Source organism: Streptomyces sp. NPDC054956 (assembly GCF_053609185.1).
The window spans coordinates 1-26,785 of record NZ_JBSGXB010000075.1 but is presented as its reverse complement, the minus strand read 5'-3'; the positions used below and the strand labels follow the sequence as shown (position 1 = coordinate 26,785).

At 72.6% G+C, this 26,785-nt stretch carries 24 protein-coding genes; 14 read left to right on the top strand and 10 right to left on the bottom strand.

Going from position 1 to position 26,785, the window contains the following annotated elements:
• Window positions 1-818 (bottom strand): DMT family transporter (locus tag ACWGDE_RS15100; RefSeq protein WP_453389431.1); only part of this gene is annotated, 818 nt, incomplete at its 3' end.
• A 202-nt stretch (window positions 819-1,020) separates the two neighbouring features.
• Here ACWGDE_RS15100 and ACWGDE_RS15095 point away from each other — a divergent pair.
• Window positions 1,021-2,508: an SDR family NAD(P)-dependent oxidoreductase gene (locus ACWGDE_RS15095; protein ID WP_453389430.1), complete on the top strand. Its 1,488-nt coding sequence runs from the start codon at window positions 1,021-1,023 to the stop codon at window positions 2,506-2,508.
• Window positions 2,509-2,584: 76 nt separating this feature from the next.
• On the opposite strand, the gene ACWGDE_RS15090 is transcribed toward ACWGDE_RS15095, so the two are convergent.
• Window positions 2,585-2,938, bottom strand: a complete 354-nt coding sequence (locus tag ACWGDE_RS15090) for a hypothetical protein (RefSeq protein WP_453389432.1) — start codon at window positions 2,936-2,938, stop codon at window positions 2,585-2,587.
• A 341-nt stretch (window positions 2,939-3,279) separates the two neighbouring features.
• Here ACWGDE_RS15090 and ACWGDE_RS15085 point away from each other — a divergent pair, with 341 nt between their 5' ends.
• Window positions 3,280-3,456, top strand: coding sequence for a hypothetical protein (locus tag ACWGDE_RS15085; protein WP_453389429.1), 177 nt, complete (start codon window positions 3,280-3,282; stop codon window positions 3,454-3,456).
• A 148-nt stretch (window positions 3,457-3,604) separates the two neighbouring features.
• Window positions 3,605-4,588, top strand: a complete 984-nt coding sequence (locus ACWGDE_RS15080) for an NAD-dependent epimerase/dehydratase family protein (RefSeq protein ID WP_453389428.1) — start codon at window positions 3,605-3,607, stop codon at window positions 4,586-4,588.
• Between the two features lie 33 nt (window positions 4,589-4,621).
• Here the strand turns inward: ACWGDE_RS15080 and ACWGDE_RS15075 are convergent, their stop codons facing one another.
• Together ACWGDE_RS15075 and ACWGDE_RS15070 are read right to left on the bottom strand one after the other, a co-directional pair.
• Window positions 4,622-6,100, bottom strand: coding sequence for a lipase maturation factor family protein (locus ACWGDE_RS15075; RefSeq protein WP_453389427.1), 1,479 nt, complete (start codon window positions 6,098-6,100; stop codon window positions 4,622-4,624).
• A gap of 67 nt (window positions 6,101-6,167) precedes the next feature.
• Window positions 6,168-7,118: a YndJ family transporter gene (locus tag ACWGDE_RS15070; protein WP_453389426.1), complete on the bottom strand. Its 951-nt coding sequence runs from the start codon at window positions 7,116-7,118 to the stop codon at window positions 6,168-6,170.
• A gap of 212 nt (window positions 7,119-7,330) precedes the next feature.
• Here ACWGDE_RS15070 and ACWGDE_RS15065 point away from each other — a divergent pair, with 212 nt between their 5' ends.
• The 4 genes from ACWGDE_RS15065 to ACWGDE_RS15050 are packed head-to-tail and all read left to right on the top strand — an operon-like array spanning window position 7,331 to window position 12,840.
• Window positions 7,331-8,608 carry a DUF6777 domain-containing protein gene (locus tag ACWGDE_RS15065; RefSeq protein WP_453389425.1) on the top strand — a complete coding sequence of 426 codons (1,278 nt, stop codon included), beginning with the start codon at window positions 7,331-7,333 and terminating at the stop codon, window positions 8,606-8,608.
• A gap of 7 nt (window positions 8,609-8,615) precedes the next feature.
• Window positions 8,616-10,679, top strand: a complete 2,064-nt coding sequence (locus ACWGDE_RS15060; protein WP_453389424.1) for a SpoIIE family protein phosphatase — start codon at window positions 8,616-8,618, stop codon at window positions 10,677-10,679.
• Window positions 10,680-10,738: 59 nt separating this feature from the next.
• Window positions 10,739-11,959 (top strand): hypothetical protein, encoded by a 1,221-nt coding sequence (locus tag ACWGDE_RS15055; RefSeq protein ID WP_453389423.1) that lies wholly within the window; start codon window positions 10,739-10,741, stop codon window positions 11,957-11,959.
• Window positions 11,960-11,979: 20 nt separating this feature from the next.
• Window positions 11,980-12,840 carry an Fpg/Nei family DNA glycosylase gene (locus ACWGDE_RS15050; RefSeq protein WP_453389422.1) on the top strand — a complete coding sequence of 287 codons (861 nt, stop codon included), beginning with the start codon at window positions 11,980-11,982 and terminating at the stop codon, window positions 12,838-12,840.
• Between the two features lie 46 nt (window positions 12,841-12,886).
• On the opposite strand, the gene ACWGDE_RS15045 is transcribed toward ACWGDE_RS15050, so the two are convergent.
• Window positions 12,887-13,768 (bottom strand): helix-turn-helix transcriptional regulator, encoded by an 882-nt coding sequence (locus ACWGDE_RS15045; protein ID WP_453389421.1) that lies wholly within the window; start codon window positions 13,766-13,768, stop codon window positions 12,887-12,889.
• A 151-nt stretch (window positions 13,769-13,919) separates the two neighbouring features.
• Between ACWGDE_RS15045 and ACWGDE_RS15040 the strand changes: the two genes are divergently transcribed.
• Entirely contained in the window at window positions 13,920-14,699 is a 780-nt protein-coding gene (locus tag ACWGDE_RS15040) for an NAD(P)H-dependent oxidoreductase (protein ID WP_453389420.1), read from the top strand.
• Window positions 14,700-14,786: 87 nt separating this feature from the next.
• Window positions 14,787-15,191 (top strand): hypothetical protein, encoded by a 405-nt coding sequence (locus tag ACWGDE_RS15035; protein WP_453389419.1) that lies wholly within the window; start codon window positions 14,787-14,789, stop codon window positions 15,189-15,191.
• 70 nt (window positions 15,192-15,261) lie between these two features.
• Here ACWGDE_RS15035 and ACWGDE_RS15030 read toward each other — a convergent pair whose 3' ends face one another.
• A complete protein-coding gene (locus ACWGDE_RS15030; RefSeq protein ID WP_453389418.1) occupies window positions 15,262-15,783 on the bottom strand; it encodes a hypothetical protein in 522 nt (173 codons plus the stop codon).
• 226 nt (window positions 15,784-16,009) lie between these two features.
• Window positions 16,010-16,549 (bottom strand): sigma-70 family RNA polymerase sigma factor, encoded by a 540-nt coding sequence (locus ACWGDE_RS15025; RefSeq protein WP_453389417.1) that lies wholly within the window; start codon window positions 16,547-16,549, stop codon window positions 16,010-16,012.
• A 297-nt stretch (window positions 16,550-16,846) separates the two neighbouring features.
• Between ACWGDE_RS15025 and ACWGDE_RS15020 the strand changes: the two genes are divergently transcribed.
• Window positions 16,847-18,052 (top strand): CapA family protein, encoded by a 1,206-nt coding sequence (locus ACWGDE_RS15020; protein ID WP_453389416.1) that lies wholly within the window; start codon window positions 16,847-16,849, stop codon window positions 18,050-18,052.
• Between the two features lie 47 nt (window positions 18,053-18,099).
• Here the strand turns inward: ACWGDE_RS15020 and ACWGDE_RS15015 are convergent, their stop codons facing one another.
• Together ACWGDE_RS15015 and ACWGDE_RS15010 are read right to left on the bottom strand one after the other, a co-directional pair.
• Complete coding sequence (locus ACWGDE_RS15015; protein WP_453389415.1) at window positions 18,100-18,750, bottom strand: DUF4328 domain-containing protein; 651 nt, start codon at window positions 18,748-18,750, stop codon at window positions 18,100-18,102.
• A 228-nt stretch (window positions 18,751-18,978) separates the two neighbouring features.
• A complete protein-coding gene (locus ACWGDE_RS15010; protein ID WP_453389414.1) occupies window positions 18,979-19,428 on the bottom strand; it encodes a universal stress protein in 450 nt (149 codons plus the stop codon).
• A 143-nt stretch (window positions 19,429-19,571) separates the two neighbouring features.
• Here ACWGDE_RS15010 and ACWGDE_RS15005 point away from each other — a divergent pair, with 143 nt between their 5' ends.
• From ACWGDE_RS15005 to ACWGDE_RS14995, 3 genes are all read left to right on the top strand, one after another.
• Window positions 19,572-20,774: an RNA-guided endonuclease InsQ/TnpB family protein gene (locus tag ACWGDE_RS15005; RefSeq protein WP_453389413.1), complete on the top strand. Its 1,203-nt coding sequence runs from the start codon at window positions 19,572-19,574 to the stop codon at window positions 20,772-20,774.
• Window positions 20,775-20,890: 116 nt separating this feature from the next.
• On the top strand, window positions 20,891-24,193 hold the full coding sequence (gene lysX / locus ACWGDE_RS15000; protein ID WP_453389412.1) for a bifunctional lysylphosphatidylglycerol synthetase/lysine--tRNA ligase LysX: 3,303 nt from the start codon (window positions 20,891-20,893) through the stop codon (window positions 24,191-24,193).
• Window positions 24,194-24,283: 90 nt separating this feature from the next.
• Window positions 24,284-25,201: a polysaccharide deacetylase family protein gene (locus ACWGDE_RS14995; protein WP_453389411.1), complete on the top strand. Its 918-nt coding sequence runs from the start codon at window positions 24,284-24,286 to the stop codon at window positions 25,199-25,201.
• A gap of 79 nt (window positions 25,202-25,280) precedes the next feature.
• Here ACWGDE_RS14995 and ACWGDE_RS14990 read toward each other — a convergent pair whose 3' ends face one another.
• Window positions 25,281-25,964: a class F sortase gene (locus ACWGDE_RS14990; protein WP_453389410.1), complete on the bottom strand. Its 684-nt coding sequence runs from the start codon at window positions 25,962-25,964 to the stop codon at window positions 25,281-25,283.
• Between the two features lie 353 nt (window positions 25,965-26,317).
• Here ACWGDE_RS14990 and ACWGDE_RS14985 point away from each other — a divergent pair.
• Window positions 26,318-26,785: hypothetical protein (locus ACWGDE_RS14985; protein WP_453389409.1), on the top strand; the 468-nt coding region annotated here is incomplete at its 3' end.

Sequence of the window (26,785 nt, the reverse complement as noted above, 5' to 3'; positions counted from 1 at the left end):
GGACCTGCTCGCCGCGTCCCTGACGCGCCTGGACATCGCCCTGAGGGTGGGGACCCTGGTCGCTTCCGGGCGCAGCACCGGACGGAACTGGGCCGGTGTCGGCGGCCGGACGCCGCCGCGACCACCGGATTGGCCACGGTCACGGTGGCCAGCGGGGCGGTGAGCCCGGCCCCGCGGTAGGCGGCCTGCGACAGCAGCAGTCCGGCCCCGGCGAGCGCCGCGACCGAGGTCAGCTCCGGCCACAGCGAGACCAGCGCGTCGGGGGCGAAGTCCTCGGCCACCGACTTCGTGAACACCGAGGCCATGCCGAAGGACGCACCGGCGGCCACGGCCAGCAGCACGCTGCGCACGGCGGCCCGCCGCATCCGCCCCGCCGCCAGGAACAGCACGGCCACCCCGGCCCCGGTCGCGGCCAGCAGCGTGCTCTGTTCGGCGCCGGACAGGGACTGCTCGGCCCGGCCGCCGCCGCCCGTCAGGGCCAGCAGCCCGGCCAGTCCGACCGTGGCCAGCAGGGCCCCGCGCCAGGCCGCGGCGCTCGCCCGGCGCCCGACGAAGAAGGCGGCCATGGGAAGCGCGAAGACGATGGTGAGTGCTCCGAGCGGCTGCACCAGGCTCAGCGGCCCGTACGCCAGCGCCACCACGTGCAGCAGCGCGCCGAAGCTGTTCAGCGCGATGGCGGCGTACCAGCCGGCCTGGCGCACCGGGGCGTACGGCCGGCCCGTCGTGGCGGACGCGACCCGCTCCTGGACGATCGCTCCGCCCGCGTAGGCCACCGCGGAGACCAGGCACAGCACGACCGAAAGGGCTAGGGCACTCATGAAAGCCACAATGCCCGACCGGCTGGAGCTATTCCTCCCCCTACAGGCCCCTACATTCGGTCACGCGTCAGGCGTGAGGAGTAGTCCGTACGCAGTACACGGGAGCGGGTTTGTCTTCCGGGAGGGGCGATCCGTACACTAGCCCTTTTGAGGACTTCCGCAGCAGGTGACGCGGACGAGTGATCAAGGAACGGCAGCGGGCATGACGGTGACCGAAGACAGCCAGGACAACGTGCACGCCTACGGGCCGGGCATCGATCCCGACCGCCTGGCCCTCTGCCTCAGCGTGCTCGACGAGCTCGACAAGCTCGACGTCGACCACCCGGACGCCATCACCGTACGCCGTGCCACCGCCGGCCTCTACCGGACGGTCAAGCAGCGCCGCCGCCAGGACCGCCGCGCCGCCAAGACCGCCAACGACAAGGCCGTCACCGAGGCGACCGCGACCGGCTCCGCCGAGCGCATCGACGACGAGACCGAGGGCATCCTGCCCTCCTCGGTCACCGAGGCCGGCCGGATCGCCGGAATACTGCAGCGCCCGCGCTCCTGCTACATCTGCAAGACGCGCTACGTCGAGGTCGACTACTTCTACCACCAGCTCTGCCAGGAGTGCGCCGCTGCGAACCGGGCCAAGCGCGAGGCCCGCGCCGACCTCACCGGCAAGCGCGCGCTGCTCACCGGCGGCCGGGCCAAGATCGGCATGTACATCGCGCTGCGGCTGCTGCGCGACGGCGCCCACACCACGATCACCACCCGCTTCCCGAAGGACGCCATCCGCCGCTTCAAGGCGATGGAGGACTCGGCGGACTGGATGCACCGACTGGAGGTCGTCGGCCTCGACCTGCGGGACCCGGGCCAGGCCGTGGCCCTCGCCGACCAGGTGGCCGAGGCCGGTCCGCTGGACATCCTCGTCAACAACGCGACGCAGACGGTGCGCCGCCTGCCCAGCGCGTACGCGGCGCTGGTCGAGGGGGAGAGCGCCCCGCTCCCCGCGGGCGAGCTCCCCGCCCACCACGTCATCGGCGCCTTCAACTCCGGCGCGGTCGACGGCCTGGCGGCGCTGCCCGTCGGCGTGAGCGGCCTCGAGGCGCAGAAGGTCGCCGACCTCGCCCTGGTCGCGGGCAACGCCAGCCTCGAACGGCACCTCGACGGCACCGCCATCGACGCCGGCGGCCTGCTGCCGGACGTCGTGGAGACCAACACCTGGGTGCAGACCATCGACCAGATCTCCCCGGTGGAGCTGCTCGAAACCCAGCTGTGCAACTACACGTCGCCGTTCATCCTGATCAGCAAGCTCCGGCCGGCCATGGCCGAGGCCGCCCGGCGGGCGGCCAGCGGGCGTGCGTACGTCGTCAACGTCTCGGCGATGGAAGGCGTCTTCAGCCGCGGCTACAAGGGCGCCGGGCACCCGAACACCAATGCCGCCAAGGCGGCGATGAACATGGTGACGCGGACCAGCGGCCAGGAGATGTTCCAGACCGACCGCATCCTGATGACCTCGATCGACACCGGCTGGATCACCGACGAGCGCCCGCACTTCGACAAGCTCCGCCTCGCCGAGGAGGGCTTCCACGCCCCGCTCGACCTGGTCGACGGCGCGGCCCGGGTCTACGACCCGATCGTGCGGGGCGAGGCGGGCGAGGACCTGTTCGGCGTCTTCCTGAAGGACTACGCGCCCGCCAACTGGTAGACCGCCGGTCCGCTGCTTCTTGTCCGTCGCGCCCCCGTCCCCCTCTTCGCGGAGGAGGGCCGGGGGCGCGCCGCGTTCAACCCGTTCGGTCGTACGCCCCCGCCGCGATCAGTTCCAGCACCGGGCGCCAGTCCTCCAGTACGCCCGCTGCGGGGCCCGGGCCCCGGCCGGCGCCGACCGCGAGCCGCAGGGCCTCGATGTCGGAGTCCGTGTCCGCCCGCGGATCGGGGCCCGGCGCGTGCAGCCGTACCAGCCGGGCCACCCGCTCGCCGAGTAGCGGGCGCAGCGCCCGCGCGGTAGGCCCGGCCGGGCCCAGACCGTGCACCAGCCCGGCGACTTGGAGCTCCTTGTCGTACGGGTGCGAGCGGCGCAGCGACGCCGCGGCCCGGAGCCCGTGGCCGGACGCGTGCCCGGAGATCAGCAGATCCATGAGTTCCTCGACGCTTCCGACGACCGCCGGCACCTCGGACCCCGCCACTGACGCTCCTTCCGTCGCCCGACCGCAAATTCACCCGTACGGCGCCGTCGAGCAGATCAGGTCCCCGTGGCGCGGCGGTGCACGACTTACTGAACTCTCGGAGAAAACAAGCGGTCCGGAGTGGATTTTACCTTTCCATCGAGCGGGGGTCCGCTCATATGTGTACTCTGATCCGCATGAGAGCCCTACCCGGGCACTCGCTCCACCAAGGCGCCACCGCGTCCGGAAGCCCTTTATTCCTGTACCGGCTCGCGGTCCCGCCTGCCGGGTTACGCGACACAAAGGAGTGCGCGGTGACACCAGAACTGACGAAGACCGACCAGGCGCTGATGGAACGTACGGGTTCGCGGAGCAGTAAGCGCCCCGAGACGCTCGGCAACCTGGAGGTCTGGGCCCGGTCCGCCCCGATCCGACTCGCGGGCTACGAGGACGACCTCGCGGAGCCGCACATCCTGCCCGGCATCGACTAGCCGCTGCCGCACCCAGGCATCTCCGAGCCCCCGCGCCGACGACCGGCGACGGGGGCTCGGTGGTTCCCGGAACCCGTACGCCGTCGGCGTCATCGCTGAGGGCGATCACGGGTTACGCCCGCCCCGGTGCCGGGGCACCATGATCAGCATGAAGCTGCTGATGCTGGGTGGTACCGAATTCGTCGGGCGCGCGATCACCGAAGACGCCCTGGACCGCGGGTGGGAGGTGACCGTCTTCCACCGCGGCCACCACGCGCCGCCGCCCGGAACCAAGGCCCTGCACGGGGACCGCACCGCCCCCGGCGGCCTGGCCGCCCTCGCCGAGGGGGAGTGGGACATCGTCGCCGACACCTGGAGCTTCGCCCCCAGCGCCGTGCGCGACAGCGCCCGGCTGCTCGCCGGCCGGGCCGGGCGGTACGCGTACATATCCAGCCGCTCGGTGTACTCCTACCCGGCCCCGGCCGGGCTGGCGGAGGACGGCCCGCTGGTCGAGGGCTCGCCCGACGCCGAATCCACCGCGTACGCCGAGGACAAGCGCGGCGGGGAGATCGCCGCCGTCGAAGCCTTCGGCGACCGCGCCCTGCTGGCCCGCGCCGGGCTCATCATCGGCCCGTACGAGAACGTCGGCCGGCTCCCCTGGTGGCTCAACCGCGTGGCCCGGGGCGGCCCCACGCTCGCCCCCGGCACGCCCGACCTGCCCCTCCAGTACGTCGACGTGCGCGACCTCGCGCGCTGGACCCTGGACGCGGCCGAAGCCGGTCACGGCGGCCCGTACAACATCGTGTCCCCGGCCGGCCACGCCACGATGGGCAGCTTCCTCGCCGCCTGCGCGGCCGCCACCGGCGGCGCCGCCGAGTTCCACTGGACCGATCAGGCCCGGATCGCGGAAGCGGGCGTCGAGCCCTGGACCGAACTGCCGATCTGGCTCCCCGAGGGCGAACTGCACGACTACATGTTCGGCGGGGACGTCTCCAAGGCGCTCGCGGCGGGCCTGAAGTGCCGGCCGGTCGAGGAGACCGTCGCCGACACCTGGGCCTGGCTCCAGGAGCTCGGCGGGGTGGCCCCGCAGCGCTCCGACCGGCCGTCCAAGGGCATATCGCCGGAGAAGGAGGCCGCACTTCTCGGGCTCTGAGGGCCTTGAGGGCCCTCGGGGCTCTCGGGGGCCTCAGGATTCCGGCCGGGTCCCGCGGGAAGCGGGCGACACCGCGAGCCGGGTCGGCGGCATGTACTCGCGCACCAGCGTGCGGTGCCACCACGCCCCGGTCTCGCGGAGCTCCCGCCAGGTCGTGAACCGGTAGCGGTACAGGCGCGCCCGGACGTAGCGCGGCGGGGCGTCCGGGAACGGGTTGTGGCGGATCAGCCGCAGCGTGTCCCGGTCGCCCGCCAGCAGCCGCTCCACGAACGGCCCGAACCAGTCCCGCGCGTAGCCGGGGGAGAGTGCCGCGAACCACATCAGCCAGTCCAGGCGAAGGTGGTACGGGGCGAACTGGCGCGGGGTGCGGCGCACGTCGCCCGGCTTGCCCTTGAAGCCGTACTCCCGCCAATCGCCGTCCACGGTGGGCACCCGGTCGGCGGTGCCCTCCACCACCACCTCCTCGCGGATCCGGCCCACCGTGCCGAACGCCCCGTAGGTGTTGACCAGGTGGAGGGAGTCGAAGGACCGGTTCATCACCTGGCGGCGCGAGAGCATGTTGGCCACCGGATGCCGGCTCAGCACCAGCACGAGCGCGGTCAGCGCGCACACCAGGACCACGTACCAGAGCGGGGCCTCCCGGTACGCGGTCCGCGGCGGTTGCGCGGCGCCCCCGCCGAGTCCGGGGATCCAGGAGAGCCGGGTGAAGTCGACGGCCGGGACGGCGAGCGTGATCGTCAGCCAGTTCAGCCAGGCGAAGTTCCCGGACAGCACCAGCCACAGCTGCGTCGCCACGATCACCAGGGCCGCGTACGAGGCCACGGGCTGCGGGGCGAACAGCAGTACCGGGACGGCCAGCTGGGTCACGTGGTTCGCGGCGCACTCCACCCGGTGCAGGGGCTTCGGCAGATGGTGGAAGAACCAGCTCAGCGGCCCGGGCATCGGCTGCGTCTCGTGGTGGTAGTACAGGCAGGTGAGCTTGCGCCAGCAGGCGTCGCCCCGCATCTTGATCAGCCCCGCGCCGAACTCCACCCGGAAGACCACCCAGCGCAGCAGCCACAGCACCAGCACCGGCGGCCCGGCCCGCGCGTTGCCGAGGAAGACGGCCAGGAACCCGGCCTCCAGCAGCAGCGACTCCCAGCCGAAGGAGTACCAGGTCTGCCCCACGTTCACGATGGACAGGTAGAGCAGCCACAGCAGCGCCCACATCGTCATCGCCGCGCCGAGCGGCACCGCGTCCCCGGCCCCGGCGAGGAGGGCGGCCGCGAGCGCCGCCCCCGTCCAGGCGCAGGCGGCGAAGAACCGGTCGGAATAGTGCAGTTGGAACAGGCTCGGGGCGTGCCGCAGCGGCACGTACCGCACGTACCGCGGCACGGGCAGCATGCCGTGCGCCCCGATCAGTGCCCGGAACTGCAGGGCGGCCCCGGCGAAGGCGGCGAGGTAGACACCGGCCAGGGCCCGCTGGAAGATCAGCCGCCCCAGCCAGTATCCGGGCGCCGTGAACCAGTCCATCCCCTCCAGTATCGGGTTCGCCCGGCGCCCGCGGCGACCCTGTCGACGAAGCGCCCGGGTCGGCGGCTCACGCCGGGGTCTCCGTCCGGGCGGCCGGGCCGGTCCGGCCGGCGGGGGCGGTCCCATGGGCCCGGTCGGCCTGGTCGGTCCGCGCGGCCCGGTCGTCGGCCAGCCGGCGCCGGGCCGATGCCACGGTCAGGAAGAATCCGAAGACGCAGGCCGCGGCCGCCAGGCCCATGCCGAGCACCACGATTCCGGTCGGACCGCTGGTCACCACGAAGCTGTCGTCCGTCGTCTCGGCCGCCCACCACAGGGCGATCAGCGCGGCGAACGACAGGGCGATGCCCGCGATGAGGCCCGTGCCCTGCTGCCGGAGCTCCCTCCGCGACAGGAAGGCCGCCGCCCACAGCCCGACGGCCAGCACCACCGCGCCCGCGAGCCCCGTCCAGGCGTCGGTGAGGTAGCCGAGGACGGCGAGCGGAAAGCCGAGCGGAACGCTGTACGCGGCGCAGCGGGCGAGCACTCCGGTGGAGGTGGCCCGGTACGCCAGCCCGGCGACCAGGGCGGACGCGAAGGCGACGAAGTGGAGGTGCCACACGAGCAGCAACAGGTCGTCGGGGTGGATGCCGAAGAGCCGGTATCCGGTGCGCTCGACGACCAGGGAGGCGGCCGCGAGGGCGGGGACGACCTGGGCCGCGAGCGCCGCGATCTCGACCGACGCGGGCCTGGGTCCTCCCACGTGCACGATCCGCGGGAGGATCCGCAGCAGTCCGACGGGGGCCCGTACCGCGACGGCCAGAGCGCCCGCCGCGTACAGCGAGGCGAGGGTCACCGCGACGGGGCCGCGCGCCAGGAAGACGCTCAGCGCCCCGGATGCGGCGAGCAGTGGCCAGAGCCGGGCCGTCCGGCGCAAGCGGACCGGGTCGATCAGGCGCAGGGCGGCCGGGATGGCGAACAGGGTGCCCGCGCCCGCCCCGAAAAGAAAGAGCAGCAGCCAGAGCAGCACGATGAATTCCACGGCGGTTCCCCTCCCCGATGTGCCGGGCGGTCGCCTCGGCACGGCCGAACGCCTTGAACGCGTTCAACTCACAACGGCGAGCTTAGGAGATTGATTGAACATGTTCAAGACGCCTCCTCGGCCTCCCGGCCCTCCCCGTGCCTCCGGTTGCGGGGAGCGTGCGGATACGGCAGACAAGAGGGGAGCAACCGGGGCGAAAAGGGAGATGCAACGTGCACGGACCGACACCTCGTCAGGCGCCGCGTCGTCACGCACCGGCCCGTGCGGCCCTCTTCACCGTCCTCGGACTCCTCGCCGCGGCCTGCGGCGCCACCGGCGACGACGGGCAGACCAAGGGGCCCGTGGCAGAGAGCCAGGAGGTCCACCTCCAGCCCGTGGCCTCCGCCGGCCCCGACCCCTTCACGATTTCCTCCGCCACCGGAGAGTCCGCTCCCGTGCAGCCCCCGCTGCCCAACCCGACCGGCCAGGGCATCCGTACCGTCAACGCGGCCACCCCCGGCCTCTACGGGGGAACCCAGCGCATGGGCAGTTGCGACGTGGAAGCGCAGGTCCAGTTGCTCACCGAGGACGACGGCAAGGCCCGGGCCTTCGCCGAGGCCGCCCAGGTGGAGCAGGAGAAGATCCCCGAGTTCCTGCGCGGCCTCACCCCGGTCGTGCTGCGCGCCGACACCCGGGTGACCAACCACGGCTTCTCCGACGGGCGCTCGAACGCCTTCCAGTCCGTCCTCCAGGCCGGCACCGCCGTCCTCGTCGACGCCCACGGAATGCCCCGCGTCCGCTGCGCCTGCGGGAACCCGCTGCTCCCGCCGCGCGCCGCCAAGGGGGCCCCGGTGCTCAAGGGCGACGCCTGGACGGGCTACCAGCCCAACCAGGTCGTCGTCATCGAACCGACCGTGCAGGTGATCAACAACCTGGTCATCGTCAACATGTCCGACAACACCTGGCTCGAGCGCAAGAGCGGGGACGACGGAGCCCAGGACCGCGCACCCGCCGTACCGCCGCCGTACGACCCGGCCGCGGGCATCCCCGCGGGGCCCGCCACCCCGCCCGGCACCACGCCGGCCGAGCCCTGCCCGACCCCGGACAGCAACAGCCTCGCCCGCACCGCGCCGCCCACGCCCGGCGCGTCCGGCCCCGGTCAGGCCCCCGGTCAGGGTCCCGGGCAGGGTCCGGCTCAGAGCCCGGGCCCGAAGGCCTCCGACTGCCCGCCGAGCACCCCGCAGGGCGTGCCGGACACCCCGGTGATCCCCAGCCCGCCCCCCTTGAACGTCCCCCCGGGCCAACCCACCGCCCCGCCGCCCGGCTCCGACCTGCCCACGGACATCCCGTCCGACCCGGGCACCCTGGTGGGCCCCGACGGCGTCGCCCCGCAGCCCAGCGATCCGTACGCCCCCCAGGACCCCTTCGCGGACCCGTACGCCGATCCGTACTCCGTCCCCGAGCAGCAGCCCTCGGCCCCGTACGAAGGTCAGTATCTGGAGAGCGCCTGACCGGCCCGTGTGTCATGGTGGACCGGTGCCGACCGCCGTATCGCTGCCGGACGACTGGCCCGCACACCCGGACCGGTCGCTCGCGCTGAACCGCATGGGCAGTTTCGACTGGGACCTGGTCACCGGTCTCATGCACATGGACACCGCCGCCCTCGACGTCTTCGACACCACCCCCGAGGAGTACGACGGGCGGCCCGAGTCCCTGGCGCCGCGCGTCCCGCCCGCCGAAGCGGTCCGGCTCGACGCGCTGGTCTCCTCCGCCCTCAAGAGCGGGGTCGACAGCTACGGCGCCTACTTCCGCATCCGCTGCCACGACGGCCGGCTGCGCTGGACGCACACCCAGGGCCGGGTCATTCGCGGCCCCGACGGCCGGCCGTTCAGGATCATCGGCATCGTCCGCGACGCCACCGAGGAACTCAGTCACTCGGCCGAACGCCTCGGGCTGGACGAGGAGCGGCGCCGCCAGACCTCCGTGGTCGAGAGCACCACCGCCGCGCTCGCCCACGCCCGCACCGTCCAGGACGTCATCGACGCGCTCGGCGACGCACACGGCCTGGAGCGGCTCGGCTCCATGGGCATGGTGATGGGCCTCGTCGAAGCCGGCCGGATCCACCTCGTGGCTGAGGGCCCGGCGGGCAGTTTCGTCCCCGGCACCCGCTACACCCGCATCGACGAGCAGTACCCGATGAGCGAGGTCGTCCGCTCGCTCCAGCCGCGCTTCCTCGACTCGGCGGCCGAGTTCGCCGCCGGCTACCCCGGGCTCTGGGCGAAGATCTCGTACATGGACATCTCGGCGGCCGCGTACCTGCCGCTGATCGCCCAGGCCCGCCCCATCGGCGCGATCGGGCTGCTCTACCAGGACAAGGACGGGTTCACCCAGGACGAGCGAAACCTCCTCGTCGCCCTCGGCAGCAGCATCGCGCAGAGCCTGCAACGGGCGATGCTCCTCGAACAGGAACACGACCTGGCGGAGGGCCTGCAGCAGGCCATGCTGCCGCGCAGGATCCCCTCGGTACCGGGCGGAGAGATCGCCGTGCGCTACCGCTCGGCCCGGATGGGCCAGGACATCGGCGGCGACTGGTACGACGTCATCCCGCTGCCCGGCGGCCGGGTCGGCGCCGTCATCGGCGACGTCCAGGGTCACGACACGCACGCGGCGGCCGTCATGGGACAGCTGCGGATCGTCCTGCGCGCCTACGCGGCCGAAGGGCACTCCCCGGCCACCGTCATGGCCCGGGCCTCCGTCTTCCTGCACGAACTGGACACCGACCGCTTCGCGACCTGCACCTACGCCGAGGCCGACCTCTCGACCGGCGTCCTGCAACTGGTCCGGGCCGGCCACATCGACCCCCTGCTGCGCACCCGGAACGGGGAATGCAGGCGCCTGGTGCTGGAGGGCGGGATGCCGCTCGGGCTGTCCGCCGAGTTCGGCCGGCTGGAGTACCCCGTGACGACCTTCGAAATGGGGCCGGGGGAAACGCTTCTCCTCTGCACGGACGGCCTGGTGGAAGAACCCGGCACCGACCTCGACGACGGCATCCGGCTCCTCGCCTCCCTGATCCGCACCGGACCGGCGGACCTGGCCCTCCTCGCGGACCGGCTGTGCGAGGTCGTCGACGACCGGGGCGGCAACGACGACATGGCCCTGCTCCTGCTGCGCCGCGAGGCACAGGACGCCCCGCAGGCCGGCGGCCGCCTCCAGCAGCACGTGGCCCCGGGAGACCCGGAAGCCCTGGTGTCGGCCCGCCACATGATCGGCGCGGCGGTACGGGCATGGGGCGCGCGGGAGCGGGCCGACGAGATCGAACTGGTCGCGGACGAGCTCATCGTGAACGCCCTCATGCACACCGACGGCCCGGCGATCGTGACGCTGCGCGTCCTGACCGGCCCCGAACGCCGGCTCCGGGTGGAGGTCGAGGACCGTTCCAGCGCCCTTCCCCGGCGCCGTGAAGCGGGCGACTCCGGGGTGTCGGGCCGCGGCCTGATGCTGGTGGACCGGCTCGCGGACGTGTGGGGCGTGGAATCGCGGGGGAGCGGCAAGTGCGTGTGGTGCGAGTTCGCGATGACGTGAGCGGGCGACGCGGAAAGTCCGTTGCGGGCGCGCGGGCGGTTCGCCGATGATCGGCGGCGATGACCCAAGCCATGGAAGAACTCCGCAAGCTGCTGAAGTCCGGCGACCTGCCCGGCGCCGTACGATCCCTGCGCCCGAGCGCCGAGACGCTGCCCCTCGCCGAACTCGCCCGCGCGGTAAGGGCCCTGGCCGACGCCGCCGGGTTCAAGGACCTGGCCAAGGCCGCGAAGGCCGCGGCCAAACGGCCCGACGACCCCCAGGCCCTCTACGACCTCGGCTACGGCTGCGTCGAGCACGGCATCGCCTTTCTCGCCGTCGCCCCGCTGCGCGCCGCGCTCGCCCGCGTCCCCGAGTCCCGCACGCTCCTCGCCGAGCTCGTCTCCGCCCTGGAGGACGAGGAACGGCACACCGAGGCCGCCGCGCTGCTCGCCGCCCGCGGTGAGCGGCTGCCCGCCTGGCCCGAGACGTACCTCCTCGTCCACCACACCCTCCTCGCCGGAGACCTCCCCGGCGCCCGCGATGTCGCCGCCCGGCTCCCCGCGCCCGAGGACGACACCTGGCAGTGGGCCCACGCCCGCCAGCGCCGCATGCTCGCCCGCGCCGAACTGGCCGCCACCGCCGGGCCGCTCGACTCCACGGACCTGCGCGGCTGGCAGTTCGCCCTCACCGGCACCCTGCTCGCCACCCTCTCCCCGTACGGCTACGACGCCGGGATGACCGGCCGCTACGCCTACCTCGGCGACTCCCACGACACCTGCCGCCGGGGCCTCGCCCGCCTGGAGCTCGCCCTGGACGCCACCGGGCGGCGCCCGGCCTCCGTCTCGCTGCTGCCCGGCCGCGACGACCGCATCCTGGGCCTCGCCGCCGCGGCCGTGCTCGGGCTGCCCGCCGTACCGTACGAGCCCGGGCGGCCGGACACCCTCGTCGTCGCGTACGACCTCGGCGAAGCGGACCCGAGCCTGGCCGAGCGCGCCGACGGGCAGATCCTCTACGAGCACGCCACCCGGTGGACGAACCCGCCCCCGGTCAGCGCGGACTTCAGCGTGCTGCAGGCGCAGTTCGCCGTCCGGCCGTGGCAGGACGACACCCGGCCCGAGGAGGAGATCGCCCGCGACGTCGCCGCCGCCGACCCGGCCGCGGACGAGGGCGACGGACAGACCCCGTCCGACACCGACGAGGCCTTCCGGGCCTACGCGGCGGCCCTCGCGCCCGGCTGGCTCACCGGCCCGCGCGACCGGACCGCCTCCAGCGGCCCCGTCCCCAGCTCGCGCTTCGCCTGAGGCCACGGCAGGCTGGGGACATGCCCGAGCTGCCCGAGGTCGAGGCCCTGCGGGAGTTCCTCGACGAGCACCTCGCCGGGCGGGTGGTCGAGCGCGTCCTCCCGCTCGCCGTCAGCGTGCTCAAGACGTACGACCCGCCCCTGAGCGCGCTCGAAGGGCAGCGGGCCGGTGCCACGGCCCGTCACGGCAAGTTCCTGGCGCTGCGGATCGGCGAGCTCCACCTCGTCACCCACCTCGCCCGGGCCGGCTGGCTGCGCTGGATGGACGAGGTCCCGGCGCAGCCGCCGCGCCCCGGCAAGGGGCCGCTGGCACTGCGCCTCGTACTGGCGGAAGGCGGCGGGTTCGACCTCACCGAGGCGGGGACGCAGAAACGTCTCGCCGTGTACGTGGTCCACGACCCGCAGGAGGTACCCGGCATCGCCCGGCTCGGTCCGGACCCGCTCGCCGAAGGCTTCGACCGCGAGGCCTTCGGCACGCTGCTCGCCGGTGAACGGCGGCAGATCAAGGGCGTGTTGCGCGACCAGGGCGTCATCGCGGGGATCGGCAACGCGTACAGCGACGAGATCCTCCACCACGCCAAGGTCTCGCCCTTCAAACTCGCGGCCTCCTTCGACGAGGCCCAGGTGGACCACCTGTACGAGGCGGTCCGCGAGACCCTGGGCGCCGCCGTCGAGCGGGCGCACGGGGTGGCCGCCGGCCGGCTCAAGGCCGAGAAGAAGAGCGGAATGCGCGTGCACGGCCGGGCGGGCGAGCCCTGCCCCGTGTGCGGGGACACCGTCCGCTCGGTTTCCTTCGCCGACTCCTCGCTCCAGTACTGCCCGACCTGCCAGACCGGCGGCAAGCCCCTCGCCGACCGGCGGCTGTCCAAGCTGCTGAAGTGAGCCGTCGGCGCCGGGCCGGTCCCGGTGGCGGGAGGGTGCCGCCGGGCTACTGCTCGCGGACCTGTGCGTTCACCGCGGGACGCGCGTCCTCGCCGTCGCCGTCGCCGTCGCCTTCGCCGCCGTCCGGTTCGCCCAGGCCCGCGAGCAGGCGCAGCCCGTCCTCGGCAGGGCTGCCGGGGGCCGCGGAGAGCACCACCAGCTCCATGCCCGACTCGTCCGGCAGCGCGAAGTTCTCCTGGTGCAGTTCCAGCGGTCCGACCAGCGGGTGCCGGTACGCCTTGAGGCCGTGCGCGCGGGCGGACACGTCCGCGCGGGCCCAGAGGCGGCGGAAGCGCTCGCTGCCCATCGCCAGTTCGCCGACGAGCGAGACCAGACGGGGGTCCTCGGGATACTGCCCGGCGGCCAGCCGCAGGTGCCCGACCACCTCGAGGGTGCACTTCTCCCAGTCCGCGTAGAGCCCGCCCTCGGCCTCCTCGAGGAAGAGGTGCCGGGCGATGTTCAGACCGGGCATCGCCCGGCCGAAGAGGAGCCCGGCGAGACGGTTCCCGGCGAGCACGTTCAGCCTGTGGTCCATGATCAGCGCGGGGGCCCCGGCGACCAGGCCGAGGACGCGCAGCAGCTCCGGCCGGACCGTCCCGCCCGGCGCCTTGGCGCGGCGGCGGCGCTGCCGGGCGAGCCGGTAGAGGTGCCCGCGTTCGGTCCCGTCGAGGCCGAGGACGCGGGCGAGCGCGTCGAGGACCTGCTCGGAGGGCTGGGTCGCGCGGCCCTGCTCCAGGCGTACGTAGTAGTCGACGCTGACCCCGGACAGGTGCGCGACCTCTTCGCGGCGCAGCCCCTCGACCCGGCGCCGGCTGTCGGTGGGTATGCCGGCGGACGCCGGATCGACCCGGGAACGCCGGGTCCGCAGGAAGCCAGCAAGATCGTCCATGCCTCCCAGTATGGCCTCGGTGCCGCCCGTGAGGACGGCCGTGAGGGTGGCCCTGCCGATACCAGGAACTCCGGTCCGTCGGAAGCGGCGCCCCTGAACGCCGGGCGCCGCGGCGGCCAGGATCGAACCCATCCGATCCCGAGGAGTTCCCGTGAAGACGCTGATCGTCCACGCCCACCCCGAACCGAAATCGCTCAACAGCTCGCTGAAGGACCTCGCGGTGTCCACGCTGGAGGCCGCCGGGCACGAGGTGCGGGTGAGCGACCTGTACGCCATGAACTGGAAGGCGGCCGTGGACGCCGCGGACTACGGCCCCGACGCCTCCAGTCCGCTGAAGGTGGCCCTGGACTCGGGCCGCGCCTTCCAGAGCGGGACGCTCACCCCGGACGTCCGCGCCGAGCAGGAGAAGCTGCTGTGGGCCGACACGGTCATCTTCCAGTTCCCGCTGTGGTGGTACTCGATGCCCGCGATCCTCAAGGGCTGGGTGGACCGGGTGTTCACCTACCGCTTCGCCTACGGAGTCGGCGAACACAGCGACACCAAGTACGGCGAGCGCTTCGGCGAAGGCACCCTCGCGGGCAGGAGGGCCCTCCTCTCGGTGACCGTCGGCGGCCCGGAATCGCACTACGCCGCACGCGGGATCAACGGCCCCATCGAGGACCTGCTGTTCCCGATCCACCACGGCATCCTCTACTACCCGGGCATCGAGTCGCTGCCGCCCTTCGTGCTGTACGGCTCCGACCGGATGACCGACGAGGAGTACGCGGACGCCGCCAAGGCCTGGGAACAGCGGCTGCTCACCCTGGAGTCGACCGAGCCGATCGCGTTCCGGCGGCAGAACTTCGGCGACTACGAGATCCCCTCGCTGCACCTGAAGGAGGGCCTGGAGCCCGCGGGCCGCACGGGCTTCGGGCTGCACGTGCGCGGCTGACGCCGGGAGGGCGGGCCCGGGCCCGGGGGTGGCTCCGGGAGGCCCGGGCCGGGCCGGATCGGCGGAGCACCTTCTAGACTGCGGCGCATGGCCGAGGAGCAGCAGCCGCAGACGCCCGCGCGGGAGGTCGTCACCGGGGTCCCGCGCGCCGCGCGCCGCCGCCCGCCCGCGCACACCCCGGCCCGCTCGGAGATCTCCGAGCAGACCACCCTGGGTGCCACTTACGTACGGGCGCTCATGCGCAGCCAGCTCCGCGCCGGGCTCTGCGCGTTGGCCGCGCTCGTGCTCCTGGTCGGCCTGCTGCCCCCGCTGTTCCTGAGCCCGCGCGTCGCGTCGGGCCCGCTGGTCGGGGTCGTGCTCGGCGTGCTCGTGTACCCGGCGCTGTGGCTGGTCGCCCGCGCTTACGTGGTCCGGGCCGAGCGCAACGAGGCCGATTTCACCGGCCTGGTCACCGACCCGGCGGAGGCCCCGGGCCCGCGTCGGCCGCGGTAGCCGGGGGAGGGGCCGGGGCCGGACGAGCGGTCCGGGTCCGGAGCGGGACCGTGCGGAGCCCTCGTACCGCTCAGAACAGGTGCATCGCCAAGTGCCCGAGCGGAAGCCCCAGTTGCCAGGCCGGGGTCCAGACGCGCGCGTTCTCGTCCAGGCCGGGCGGGGTGTCGGCGTGGCCGTGGCGGCCCGGGTCCAGGTTGGTGGCGAACAGCTCGGTGTGGTCCAGCCAGCGCCAGGCCGCGCGGGCCAGTTCGAGGTCCGGGTCCTCGCCGCCGCCGCGTTCACGGGCCTCCTCGCCCAGGGCCAGGAACCGGGTGTGGACCCAGTCGCGCCACGGGTGACCGTACGCCGTCAGCGACATCCACTCGTCGAGCTGGGAGACGACCCGGATCCCGGACAGCTCGCCGGCCGCGTCCGAGAGGTAGATCGTCAGCGCGAGCGTGTCGCGCCCGGCACGGAACTCCAGGGTGCTGACCGGGATCAGCCGGCCCGTGCGCAGCAACTCGTCGGCGATGTACTCCGCGTAGAGCCACGCCATGGGGACCGCCAGCCCGCCCCCGCCGTCACTGGTGCCGTTCGAACCCTCGGGCTGCACCGTTCCACCTTCTCCCGCACACGTCGAGCCGTCCCGCCTTCACTCACGAGCCTTCCTTGCGCGGATCGCGGAGTGGGGGGTGTTTACTCAACTTGAACGGTCCGGTGCCGGTTTCGATGCGGTTCATGTCCGGTCTGTGAGCGTTCGGGCCATTCTTTGACGCAAACCCCCCGTCCTCCCGCCTCGCCCCGCCCGCCTCGCCGCCTCGGCCGGACGGGCCGCCGGCCTACGCGCCGAGCCCGTACCCGTACCCCTGGAGCCCCTTGCGCAGGGCGCGCAGGGCGTAATAGGTGCGGGACTTGACCGTCCCGGCCGGGATGCCCAGCTCGGCCGCGGCCTCGGCCACCGAGCGGTCCTGGAAGTAGACCTGCATCAGCACCTCGCGGTGCTCCGGCCCCAGCGACCCCACGGCCCTGCGCACGTCGATGGCCGTCACCGACCCCGCCACCGCGTCCCCCGGCGCGGGCGCGTGCTCCAGGCCCTCCGGGTCCACCTCCAGCGGCCTCGACAGGCGCGCCCGCCGGGCGTCGATGGCGAGCCGCCTGGCCACCGTGAACAGCCAGGGCCGCAGGGACTCGTGACCGCTGGCCAGGACCTCCGGATGCTGCCAGAGCCGCAGCAGGGTCTCCTGTACGAGGTCCTCCGCGCGCTGCGCGTCGCCGGTGGTGAGGTTCAGCAGGAAACCGAACAGGGCCCTCCCGTGTTCGCGCTGCAGTTCGGCCAGCGCCTCGGGGTCCGTGCGCCGGAGGGTGGGGGCTAGGGGCACGAGAGGCTCCTTCCGGGGTCTGTTCGGGGTTCCGTTCGAGCTCGACGGATCCACCCTGACCTGCACCGGGCCGCCCGGGAACCGTCCGGTGGAGCCGGTGCGCCCAAGCACCCGGGTCGTCCGGTGGGCGGCCGCACGGGGCGGTGAACGGTCGAACGGCGCGCCGAACGGCCATTGGAGTGACCGCGCGGCCGGCCGCGGAGCCGTCCCTTGACTCGGAACGTCTCTTTCTATGGATTGGCAGTTGATCGGGTAGTCGTACTTTTCCTGTCGTACTTCTGAGGAGAGCCGGGACAGATGACCGCACGGACCCGCCACGCCCTCGCACTCCTGTCCGCCGTCGTACTGGCGGCCGTCGCCGGCTGCTCCGCCGGCCCGGACTCCGCACCCGCCCGGCTCGCCGGCTCCGCGGCGCCCCAGGCCCCGTCCGGAGCCGCCGGATCCACCACGGCCCCCGCCGCGAAGGGGTTCACCCTGGTCGCGAGCGGCGACGTCCTGCCGCACGAGTCGGTCATCCGGCGGGCGGCCTCCGACGCGGACGGCGACGGGTACGACTTCCGGCCGATGTTCTCCGGGGTCAAGCCGTTCGTCTCGGCCGCCGACCTGGCCATCTGCCACATGGAGACCGTCTACGGGCCGGAGGGCGGGCCGTTCACCGGCTACCCCGCCTTCCAGTCGCCGCCCGAGGTGGCCGCCGGCCTGAAGGACGCCGGGTACGACGGCTGCTCCACCGCCTCGAACCACACCCTCGACGGCGGCGCCGCCGGACTGAAGCGCACCCTCGACGCCTTCGACAGGACGGGTCTCAAACACGCGGGATCGGCCCGTACGGCGGCCGAGGCGGGAACCGTGACGATGTACACCGCCGGCTCGGCGAAGGTCGCGCACCTCGCGTACACGTACGACACCAACGGCTACCCGATGCCCGAAGGACAGCCCTGGGCCGTCAACCTGATGGAGCAGGAGAAGATCGTCGCGGACGCGCGGGCCGCCCGGAAGGCGGGCGCGGACGTGGTCCTCGTCAGCCTCCACTGGGGTACCGAATGGGAGACCGATCCGGACGAGAAGCAGCTCGCGCTCGGCAAGGCGCTGACCGCCTCGCAGACCGCGGGCCGCCCTGACGTGGACCTGATCCTCGGCACCCACGCCCACATCCCGCAGGCGTACGAGAAGGTCAACGGGACCTGGATCATCTACGGCATGGGCGACCAGGTGGCCGGCGAGATGTTCAACTACACCGGGGCCCGCGACATGCGCGGCAACTACGGCTCCATCGGCCGCTTCACCTTCGCCCCGCCGGCCGCCCCCGGGCAGCGCTGGCAGGTCACCAAGGCCGAGTTCGTCCCGCAGATGATGGACCTCGGGTCCGGCCGGGTGGTCAACCTCCCCGCGGCCCTCGCCGAACACCCCGGGCGCGAGGACTACGAGAGCGCCCGCGACGCCATCACCGAGGCCGTCCTCAGCCGCGGCGCGGCCAAGGACGGACTGATCGCGGCCAAGTAGCGCCGCGGGAAACCCGGATCCTCCGGAACCCCGGATCCTCCGGAACCTCAGACCGCGGCGTTCGGCCCCTGAACGGCCTTCACGTGCTGCATGGCGGTGAGCTTGCGCACGAAGACGATCGCCAGCACGGCGGCCACGACGGTGGTCAGGTCCGTGACGGCGGCGAAGAGATCGGCGTCGCGGACCGCTTCGGCCGTCTCGGCCGCCCAGTACTTCCGCGTGGCGAACCAGCCCATCACCTGGCCGGCGACGAACACCACCCACCAGGCGACCACCGGGGCGCCCGAGACCTGGCGGTAGGAGCCGTCGGGCGCGTACTGGGTGCTGGCGTCCCAGGTCTCCCGCGCCGTCCTGTACGGGAAGAAGACGTTCGCGACCGGGACGAACCAGCCGCCGACGGCCCAGCCGGCGGACTGGCTGAAACCATCGGGCCGGAACACCTCGCCGTTGCAGCGGACCCGGCGGAACCAGAGGACGAAGACCACCGCGGTGGCCACGTAGAGCAGCCCCCGCAGGAAGCCGGTACCGGTGACGAGCGAGTCGACGAAGGCGAGGTCCCCGGCCAGGACGGGGCTGCCGGGGTCGGCGGGCGTGGGAGCGCTGATGAAGGAACCCCTCAGGTTCCAGCTGTACAGGTCGACCACCGACGTGAACAGGTCGACGGCCGCCCCCAGGGACAGCAGCGTGGTCGCGGCCATGGCCAACCCCTGCGGGGAACGCAGCGAGTGGGTGGCGTGCGGCGGACGGGGAACCGTCGGCGAGGGTGACGGACCGGGCGCGCTCAAGGACATGAAGAAGTACCCCCCACGGGAACATGTACGACGTGCGACACGAGAACGGGCCGCCCCACGGGCGGCCCGAATCGCACGAAGATAAGCCACGCCCAGGTCGGCCGTCCACAGGGATCGGGTTGCAAGGGCGAACGGCTAGGGAACCACCGTCACCGGCCAGCGCCCCGCCTTCACCAGGCGGACCGCCACCGAGCCGACGATCCGGTGCCCGGCCTGCTCGGAGGCCCCGACCACCACGGCGTCCGCCGTCAGCTCCTCCGCCGCGCTCACCAGGCCGGCGTACGGATCACCGCGGAAGGTGTGGAACTGCCAGCGGACGTCGTAGACGCCCTTCAACCGCTCCGCCGACTCCCGGATCTCGGCCACCAGCCCCTCGGCGATCTCCTCCGTGGCCTCGCCCACCGGCGCGCCCAGCGAAGCCCCGGCCGCCATCACCGGCTGTACGTACACCAGCGCGAGCAGCGCGTTCTGCCGCCGCGCCAGCCCCGCCGCGTACGCCGCCGCGCGGAGCGAGGACTCCGACCCGTCAACCCCGGCAAGGATCACCTTGGGCCCGTCCGTACCGCGCTCGAATCCCGTGTTCACCGAATCGCTCCCTGAATGCCCCGGTCTTCAGCCGGGGGAGGAATGGCTTCCGCCATCGTAGGCATGGAGCGTCGGAGTTCATTCCGTATCCGTGGTGACCAGCGATTTCCAGGGTTGTCAGTGGGCTCCGTTAGGTTGATCGCGTGACGAAAGCACGGGAGGCGGACGGCGCCGGCCATGTCCGGTTCACCTATCGGCTTCGTGTGTCGTCGACCGCTCGGACCAGCTTGGCGGATGAGTGGGCTCGGTGCCGGTGGGTGTGGAACGAGTGCGTCGCTCGGTCGACGCAGGCCCGCGTCGAGGGTGAGGAGTGCGGTCCGGCTCGGCTGGACAAGATGCTGACCGGCGCGCGAACCGCGAATGCGTGGCTGCGGGAGGGTTCCTCGGTTCCGCAGCAACAGTTGGTCCGTGACTTCGGGAAGTCCCGTGCCAAGGCATTGAAGGACATCAAGGCGCGGTTGCCGGTGCGGCAGCGGGCGGGGATGCCCAGGTACAAGAAGAAGCACGCGGCCGATCCGAGCCTGAACTACACCCGTCGCGGCTTCCGGATCAAGGACGGCTGCCTGCATCTCGCGGGCGGCATCATCCTGACGGTGGTGTGGTCGCGGGAACTTCCCGCCGATCCGTCCAGCGTGCGTGTCCACCGCGACAGCCTCGGCCACTGGTACGCCTCCTTCGTCGTCCCCGCCGAAGTGCGGCCGCTTCCGGAGACCGGCGCGGTGATCGGGATCGACTGGGGCGTGCGAGAGACCGCGACCACCACAAGCGACGCCCACGACCTCCCGCACGCCGAGCACGGAAGGAAGGCCGCCACCCGTCTCGCCCACTACCAGCGGATGATGGCCCGCCGGAAACCGGCGAAGGGCAAACCCGGATCGAGGGGCTACCGGGCGGCGAAGAAGCTCACGGCCAAGCTCCACAAGAAGATCGCCCGGCAACGCCAGGACACCGGCCGCAAGTGGGCCAAGACCGTCGTCCGCGACCACGACGCCCTCGCCGTCGAGGACTTCCGGCCGAAGTTCCTCGCCAAGTCGGCCATGGCCCGCAAGGCAGCCGACGCCGCGATCTCCGCCACCAAGACGGCGCTGATCGCCATGGCCCGCAAGCACGGGCGCATCGTGCACCTTGTCCATCCCGCGCACACCACCATGGACTGCGCGCAGTGCGGAGCGAGAACCAAGCACGCACTACCTCTCTCAGAACGTACCTACACCTGCACCGCGTGCGGAGCTGTATCCCCCAGGGACAAGAACTCCGCACACGTGATGCTGGTCCGGGCTGGTCTCAACCCGGCTGGTGCCGATCGTGGAAGACCTGACAGCCCGCCGGGCCAGCAGGCTGCGTGAGCCAGGAATCCCCGCCCTCCGTGGCGGGGAGGATTCAAGTGCTCTGTCACCTTCAGGGCTCTGGGCCTCGCCGGCTCGACGCGCGAAGGGGCGCGGCCCTCCCTACAGTGCGAACCATGAGTGCCACCGTGGAGGAGACGCGCGGGACCCGGAACCGCATGCTGAACCGGGTGCCCGACGCCTTCGGCGCGTTCTTCGGAACGCTGGGACTGTTCTGCGCGCTGCTGGCCGTGTCGCCGACGCTGCGGCGGCTCCTGAAGCACGTCGTGCGCTTCCTGGACCTCTTCATCGTCCCGGTCAGCGAGAACCTCGCCTACGCCGTCTTCCTCTTCCTCCTCGCCGCCGCCCTGGGCATGCGCAAGAAGGTCGCCTGGTGGATCGTCGTCACCTATTTGGCCCTGCTCATCCTGGTCAACCTGCTGATCATCGCCAACGGCTACGAGGTCATCGGCGGAGTCTCCCTGGGCATCGCGGTGGCGGCCCTCGCCCTCCTCGTCGCCGCCCGCAAGGAGTTCTACGCCGCCTCCCGCCCGGGCGCGCTCTGGCGGGCCATGCTCGTGCTCGGCCTCGGACTGCTCGCCGCGGTCTTCCTCGGCTGGGGCCTGGTCGCGCTGTTCCCCGGCACCCTTCCCAAGGGGCAGTGGCTGGACTGGGCCGCGAAGCAGGTCTTCGGCGGGCTCTTCTCCGCCCGGCAGTTCGACGGCAAGCCGCCCCGCCCGCTCTACTTCCTGCTCGGCCTCTTCGGCGCCCTCGCCCTGCTGAACGCCGCCGCCACCCTCTTCCGTTCCCAGCGGCTGACCGCAGCCCTGCACGGGGACGAGGAGCCGCGCATCCGCGCCCTGCTCGGCGCCTACGGGCGCGCCGACTCGCTGGGCTACTTCGCCACCCGCCGCGACAAGGCCGTCGTCTTCGCCCCCAACGGCAAGGCCGCCGTCACCTACCGCGTCGAAGCCGGCGTCTGCCTCGGCAGCGGCGACCCCGTCGGCGACCCGGCCGCCTGGACCCCCGCCATCGACGCCTGGCTCGCCGTGGCCCGCCGCTACGGCTGGCAGCCCGCCGTCATGGGCGCCTCCGAGGACGGGGCGACCGCGTACGCCCGCTCCGGACTCAGCGCCCTGCAGCTCGGCGACGAGGCGATCCTGCACGTCGCCCACTTCGACCTCGACGGACGCGACATGCGCGTCACCCGGCAGGCCGTCAACCGGGTCCAGCGCACCGGGGCCACCACCCTCATCCGCCGCCACTCCGCCCTCTCCGAGGACGAGATGCAGATGATCGTGGACCGGGCCGACAAATGGCGCGACACCGAGACCGAACGCGGCTTCTCCATGGCCCTGGACCGCCTCGGCGACGCCGCCGACGGCGACTGCCTCCTCGTCGAGGCCTTCGACGACAAGGGCGAGCTGATCGCCCTGCTCTCCTTCGTCCCCTGGGGCAAGGACGGGATCTCCCTCGACCTGATGCGCCGCGACCGCTCCGCCCCCAACGGGGTCATGGAGTTCATGGTCGCCGAACTCTGCGCCGCGGCCCCGGGCCTGGGCGTGCGCCGGATCTCCCTCAACTTCGCCGTCTTCCGCTCCGCCTTCGAGGAGGGCGGCCGGATCGGCGCCGGCCCCGTCCTCAAGCTCTGGCGCAAACTGCTGCTCTTCTTCTCCCGCTGGTGGCAGCTGGAGGCGCTGTACCGCTCGAACGTCAAGTACGGCCCCGAGTGGTACCCGCGCTTCCTCTGCTACCAGGACGCCGGCTCCCTCGCCCGGGTCAGCCTCGCCTCCGGCATCGCCGAGGGCTTCGTCTCCGTACCGAGCATGCGCACCCTGTGGGGCAACGGGCACCCGCGCGGGCTCACCGCCCCCGCCAACACCGCCGGCCTGCCCTCCATCGACTCCCTCGGACTGGAACTCGTAGGGGAGGAGGGCGAGACGGCGCAGGCCGAGCGGCTGCCCGAACAGGTCCGGGTCCGGCACGACAAGATGGAGCGCATCCGGGCCGGCGGCACCGACCCGTACCCCGTGGGCATCCGGCAGCGCACCCACACGGTCGCCGAGCTGAAGGCCGCGCACCCAAGCCACCCGTCCGGCACCCGCACCGGCTCGCCGGTCACCGTCGCCGGGCGCGTGATGGTCGTGCGCGACCTCGGCGGCGTGGTCTTCGCGGTCCTGCGGGACTGGTCCGGAGACATCCAGCTGATGTTCACCCGGGACGAGGCCGGCGCCGACGTGCTCGACACCTTCACCTCCCAGGTCGACTTCGGCGACCACGTCGTCGCGAGCGGCCAGGTCGGCGCGAGCAGGAGCGGCGAACTGTCCGTGGTCGTCGACTCCTGGCAGCTCACCGGCAAGTGCCTGCGCCCGCTCCCCGACAAGCGCAAGGGCCTCTCCGACCCGGAGGCCCGCGTCCGGCGGCGCTACCTCGACCTGGTCGCGAGTCCGGAGGCGAGGGACGTCGTACGGGCCCGCTCCACCGCCGTCCAGGCCCTGCGCCAGGGGCTCCTGGAACGGGGCTACCTGGAGGTCGAGACGCCGATGCTCCAGCAGATCCACGGCGGCGCCAACGCACGGCCGTTCCGCACCCACATCAACGCCTACGACCTCGACCTGTACCTGCGCATCGCGCCCGAGCTGTACCTGAAGCGACTGTGCGTGGGCGGCATGGAGAAGGTCTTCGAGATGGGCCGGACCTTCCGCAACGAGGGCGTCTCCTACAAGCACAACCCCGAGTTCACGATGCTGGAGGCCTACCAGGCCTTCGCCGACTACGACGTGATGCTCGACCTGACGCGCGAGCTCATCCAGAGCGCCGCCACGGCCGCGTTCGGCTCGCCCGTCGCCCACAAGGCGGGCCCCGACGGGAAGCTCGTCGTCCACGACATCTCCGGTCCCTGGCCGGTGAAGACGATGTACGGGGCGATCAGCGAGGCACTGGGCGAGGAGGTCGACGCCGACACGGAGGAGCACGTGCTGAGGAGGCTGTGCGACCGTGCCGCCGTGCCGCACACCCCCGACAACACGCGCGGGGACGTGGTCCTGGAGATGTACGAGCGACTGGTCGAGGAGAAGACCAAGCTGCCCACCTTCTACAAGGACTTCCCCACGGACGTCTCCCCGCTCACCCGCCAGCACCGAAAGGACCCCAGGCTCGCGGAGCGCTGGGACCTGGTGGCCTTCGGCACCGAACTGGGCACCGCCTACTCGGAACTGACCGACCCCGTCGAGCAGCGGCGCCGGCTCACCGCGCAGTCGCTGCTGGCGGCGGGCGGCGACCCGGAGGCGATGGAGATCGACAACGACTTCCTCGACGCGCTGGAGTACGCGATGCCGCCGACCGGCGGGCTGGGCATCGGCGTGGACCGGCTCGTCATGTTCCTCACGGGTCTGACGATCCGCGAGACGCTGCCGTTCCCGCTGGTGCGGCGGGGGTGACCCGGCGGACTGTGGGCTGACCGGGTGAGCGCAAGGGGGCGCGTCCGCGCCTCTCGACATCTGCGGCGATGTCGTTGATACGTAGTAGTAATGAAAAATGACGAGCCGACAGTAGGGCGACGCGTGCTCCTGCGCTCCGCCGTCTTCCTCGGAGTCGCCGCCGCCGCGGGTCTGCTGACCGGCGGTGAGCCGGGCCTGCCGACCGCCGCTCCCGGCCTCGGGGTCGGGGGCGGCGCCGAACCACCCTTCGGTCCCGGACCCGGCGGAGCCGCCGGGCCGGGCCCGCTCGCCGGAGCCCCCGGCGCCCGGCCGCAGAGCCCGCGCGGGTCCTCGTACCGGCTCCAGCCGATGACCTCCGAAGGCACCCCGGAGCGCCCGCCCCTGGCGAAGCCCGCCGTACGGACCCGGCCGATCCTGGAACTGCCCGCCGACGCACCGGCCGCCGCGATGACGCTCACCTTCGACGACGGGCCGGACCCCCGCTACACCCCGGCCATCCTGGACACCCTCTCGCGCTACGGCGTACGGGCCATGTTCTTCGTGTGCGGGGAGATGGCCACCGACAACCGGGACCTCCTGCGCCGGATGGCCGCCGAGGGTCACGTCATCGGCAACCACACCTGGACCCACCCGCTCATGACCAAGCTCAGCCGGCCCGCCCTCGCCTCGGAGATCGGCCGTACGAGCGAGGTCGTGCAGGAGGTGACCGGCGAGGCGCCGCTGTGGTTCCGGGCACCCTTCGGGGCGTGGAACCGCGCGGCCTTCGAGATCGGGGCGGAACTCGGCATGGAGCCGCTCGCCTGGACCGTGGACACCCTGGACTGGAAGGAACCGGGCACCACCACGATCGTGTCGCGGGTCCTGAAGGGGGCCGGGCCCGGCGTGATCGTGCTGAACCACGACGCGGGCGGGAACCGCTCGCAGAGCGTGCAGGCGCTGGCTAACTACCTGCCGCAACTGCTCGGGCGGGGCTACCGGATGACGCTGCCGGCGCTGCCGCCGCGCTGAGGGAACCCCTCTCCCGGCGCGGCGGCCACCACCGGGCACATGCCCTCGTGCGGCCGCCGCTCCAGGTCCTCGTCACCGGTCAGCGGGCCTCCACCATCCGCGCGAAGACGACGACGTTGCCGTCGTAGCCCCGCGCCTTCGAGTAGCCGCCGCCGCACGTGATCACCCGGAGTTCCGGCTGCCCGGTGTCCCCGTACACCCGGGCTCCGGGGAACGCGTCCTTGGCGAAGACCTCCACTCCGTACACCTCGAACACCGCCGTTCGGCCGTCGTAGCGCGCCACCTCGATGCGGCTGCCCTTCTGGACCGAGCCCAGGCCGTAGAAGACCGCGGGGCCCTGCGCGTTGTCCACGTGGCCCACGATCACCGCCGATCCCTGCTGGCCCGGCGAGATGCCGTTGAGGTACCAGCCCGCCAGGTTCCGCTCCTGAGGGGGCGGCGCGTCGATCCAGCCCGTCGCGTCCAGCCCGACCGTCATCACCGGAGCGTCCACGCTGATCGACGGGATCCGGATGCGCTGCACCGACGAGTGCTCCAGCACCTCCATGTTCGGCGGCTGCGCGGGCGGCTCGGCGGGTGCCTGGTCGGCCTGCGAGCCGACGGTGGCCACCGCTCCGACGGCCGCCGCGGCGGCCGGCTGCGGAGGTCCGGCGTCCACATCGGCTCCGTTGCGCATCATGGCGAGGCCGGTGAGCATGACCAGCGCGATCGCGCCCCACGGGGAGCGCCTCCTCGATGGCCTCTCACTCTCGTCCTCGGTCATGGCTCTCCCTTCCCGACGCGGGGGTCCCGACCCGCGTTCCTGTTCCCACCCCTTTACGCCCTACTTCACGCACGCTAAGGCGGCGTGCGTGGGACGGCGATCGGGGAAGGGCGAACGGGTGGTGGGGCCGGAAGGGGTGCGCCCATCCAGGTAATCGTCACATAAATGCCTGACGGGTCGTGACCTGCGGATCCGTCAGCAAACGCGTCCGCGCCTCGGCGTGTCGCTCAACCTTGCGGCCCAAAGGCGGAAATGCGCTGGTTGCGGACCGCCCCGAGGGTTCGTGATGGGAGGCGTTCTCGTCGATCTGCCCGGGCCACCGCTCCGGGGCGCTTCCCGCTGGAGGTTCCACCATGCGTGTTCTCCGCGCTCTTACCGTGACCGCGGCCGCCTGCGTCGCGTTCGGTCTCAGCACCCCGTTCGCCTCCGCGAACCCTGCGGGCGGTCCGCCGGGCTCGGGCGGAAACGGCGGGCCCAGCAACGTCACGGTCAACCCGTACTCCGTCCACCAGGGCTCCACGATGCAGGTCAGCGCCGCCGGCTGCGGCCACGGCGGCATCGTCTTCTCCCACGGCAACTTTCCGCAGACGAACCTGTCGGCCGGCTCCATCGGCTTCGCGACCGTCCGGATCTTCAACCACGCCTCGCCCGGACACCACACGCTGTCGGTCAAGTGCCACGACAACAGCCTGGTCGCCACGCACCGGTTCACGATCCTGCCGGGCAACGGCGCCCAGGGCGGCCTCGGCGGTTCCTTCGGCCCGTCCACCACCGAGACCGCCATCGGCGCGGGTCTCGTCGGCGCGGCGGCCCTGGGAGCC

Bases quoted from the DNA above. Each gene is read 5' to 3' on its own strand.
- ACWGDE_RS15095 (WP_453389430.1), top strand. From the start codon at position 1,021: ATGACGGTGACCGAAGACAGCCAGGACAACGTGCACGCCTACGGGCCG.
- ACWGDE_RS15090 (WP_453389432.1), bottom strand. From the start codon at position 2,938: ATGGATCTGCTGATCTCCGGGCACGCGTCCGGCCACGGGCTCCGGGCC.
- ACWGDE_RS15080 (WP_453389428.1), top strand. From the start codon at position 3,605: ATGAAGCTGCTGATGCTGGGTGGTACCGAATTCGTCGGGCGCGCGATC.
- ACWGDE_RS15075 (WP_453389427.1), bottom strand. From the start codon at position 6,100: ATGGACTGGTTCACGGCGCCCGGATACTGGCTGGGGCGGCTGATCTTC.
- ACWGDE_RS15055 (WP_453389423.1), top strand. From the start codon at position 10,739: ATGACCCAAGCCATGGAAGAACTCCGCAAGCTGCTGAAGTCCGGCGAC.
- ACWGDE_RS15050 (WP_453389422.1), top strand. From the start codon at position 11,980: ATGCCCGAGCTGCCCGAGGTCGAGGCCCTGCGGGAGTTCCTCGACGAG.
- ACWGDE_RS15045 (WP_453389421.1), bottom strand. From the start codon at position 13,768: ATGGACGATCTTGCTGGCTTCCTGCGGACCCGGCGTTCCCGGGTCGAT.
- ACWGDE_RS15035 (WP_453389419.1), top strand. From the start codon at position 14,787: ATGGCCGAGGAGCAGCAGCCGCAGACGCCCGCGCGGGAGGTCGTCACC.
- ACWGDE_RS15020 (WP_453389416.1), top strand. From the start codon at position 16,847: ATGACCGCACGGACCCGCCACGCCCTCGCACTCCTGTCCGCCGTCGTA.
- ACWGDE_RS15015 (WP_453389415.1), bottom strand. From the start codon at position 18,750: ATGGCCGCGACCACGCTGCTGTCCCTGGGGGCGGCCGTCGACCTGTTC.
- lysX (WP_453389412.1), top strand. From the start codon at position 20,891: ATGAGTGCCACCGTGGAGGAGACGCGCGGGACCCGGAACCGCATGCTG.
- ACWGDE_RS14995 (WP_453389411.1), top strand. From the start codon at position 24,284: ATGAAAAATGACGAGCCGACAGTAGGGCGACGCGTGCTCCTGCGCTCC.
- ACWGDE_RS14990 (WP_453389410.1), bottom strand. From the start codon at position 25,964: ATGACCGAGGACGAGAGTGAGAGGCCATCGAGGAGGCGCTCCCCGTGG.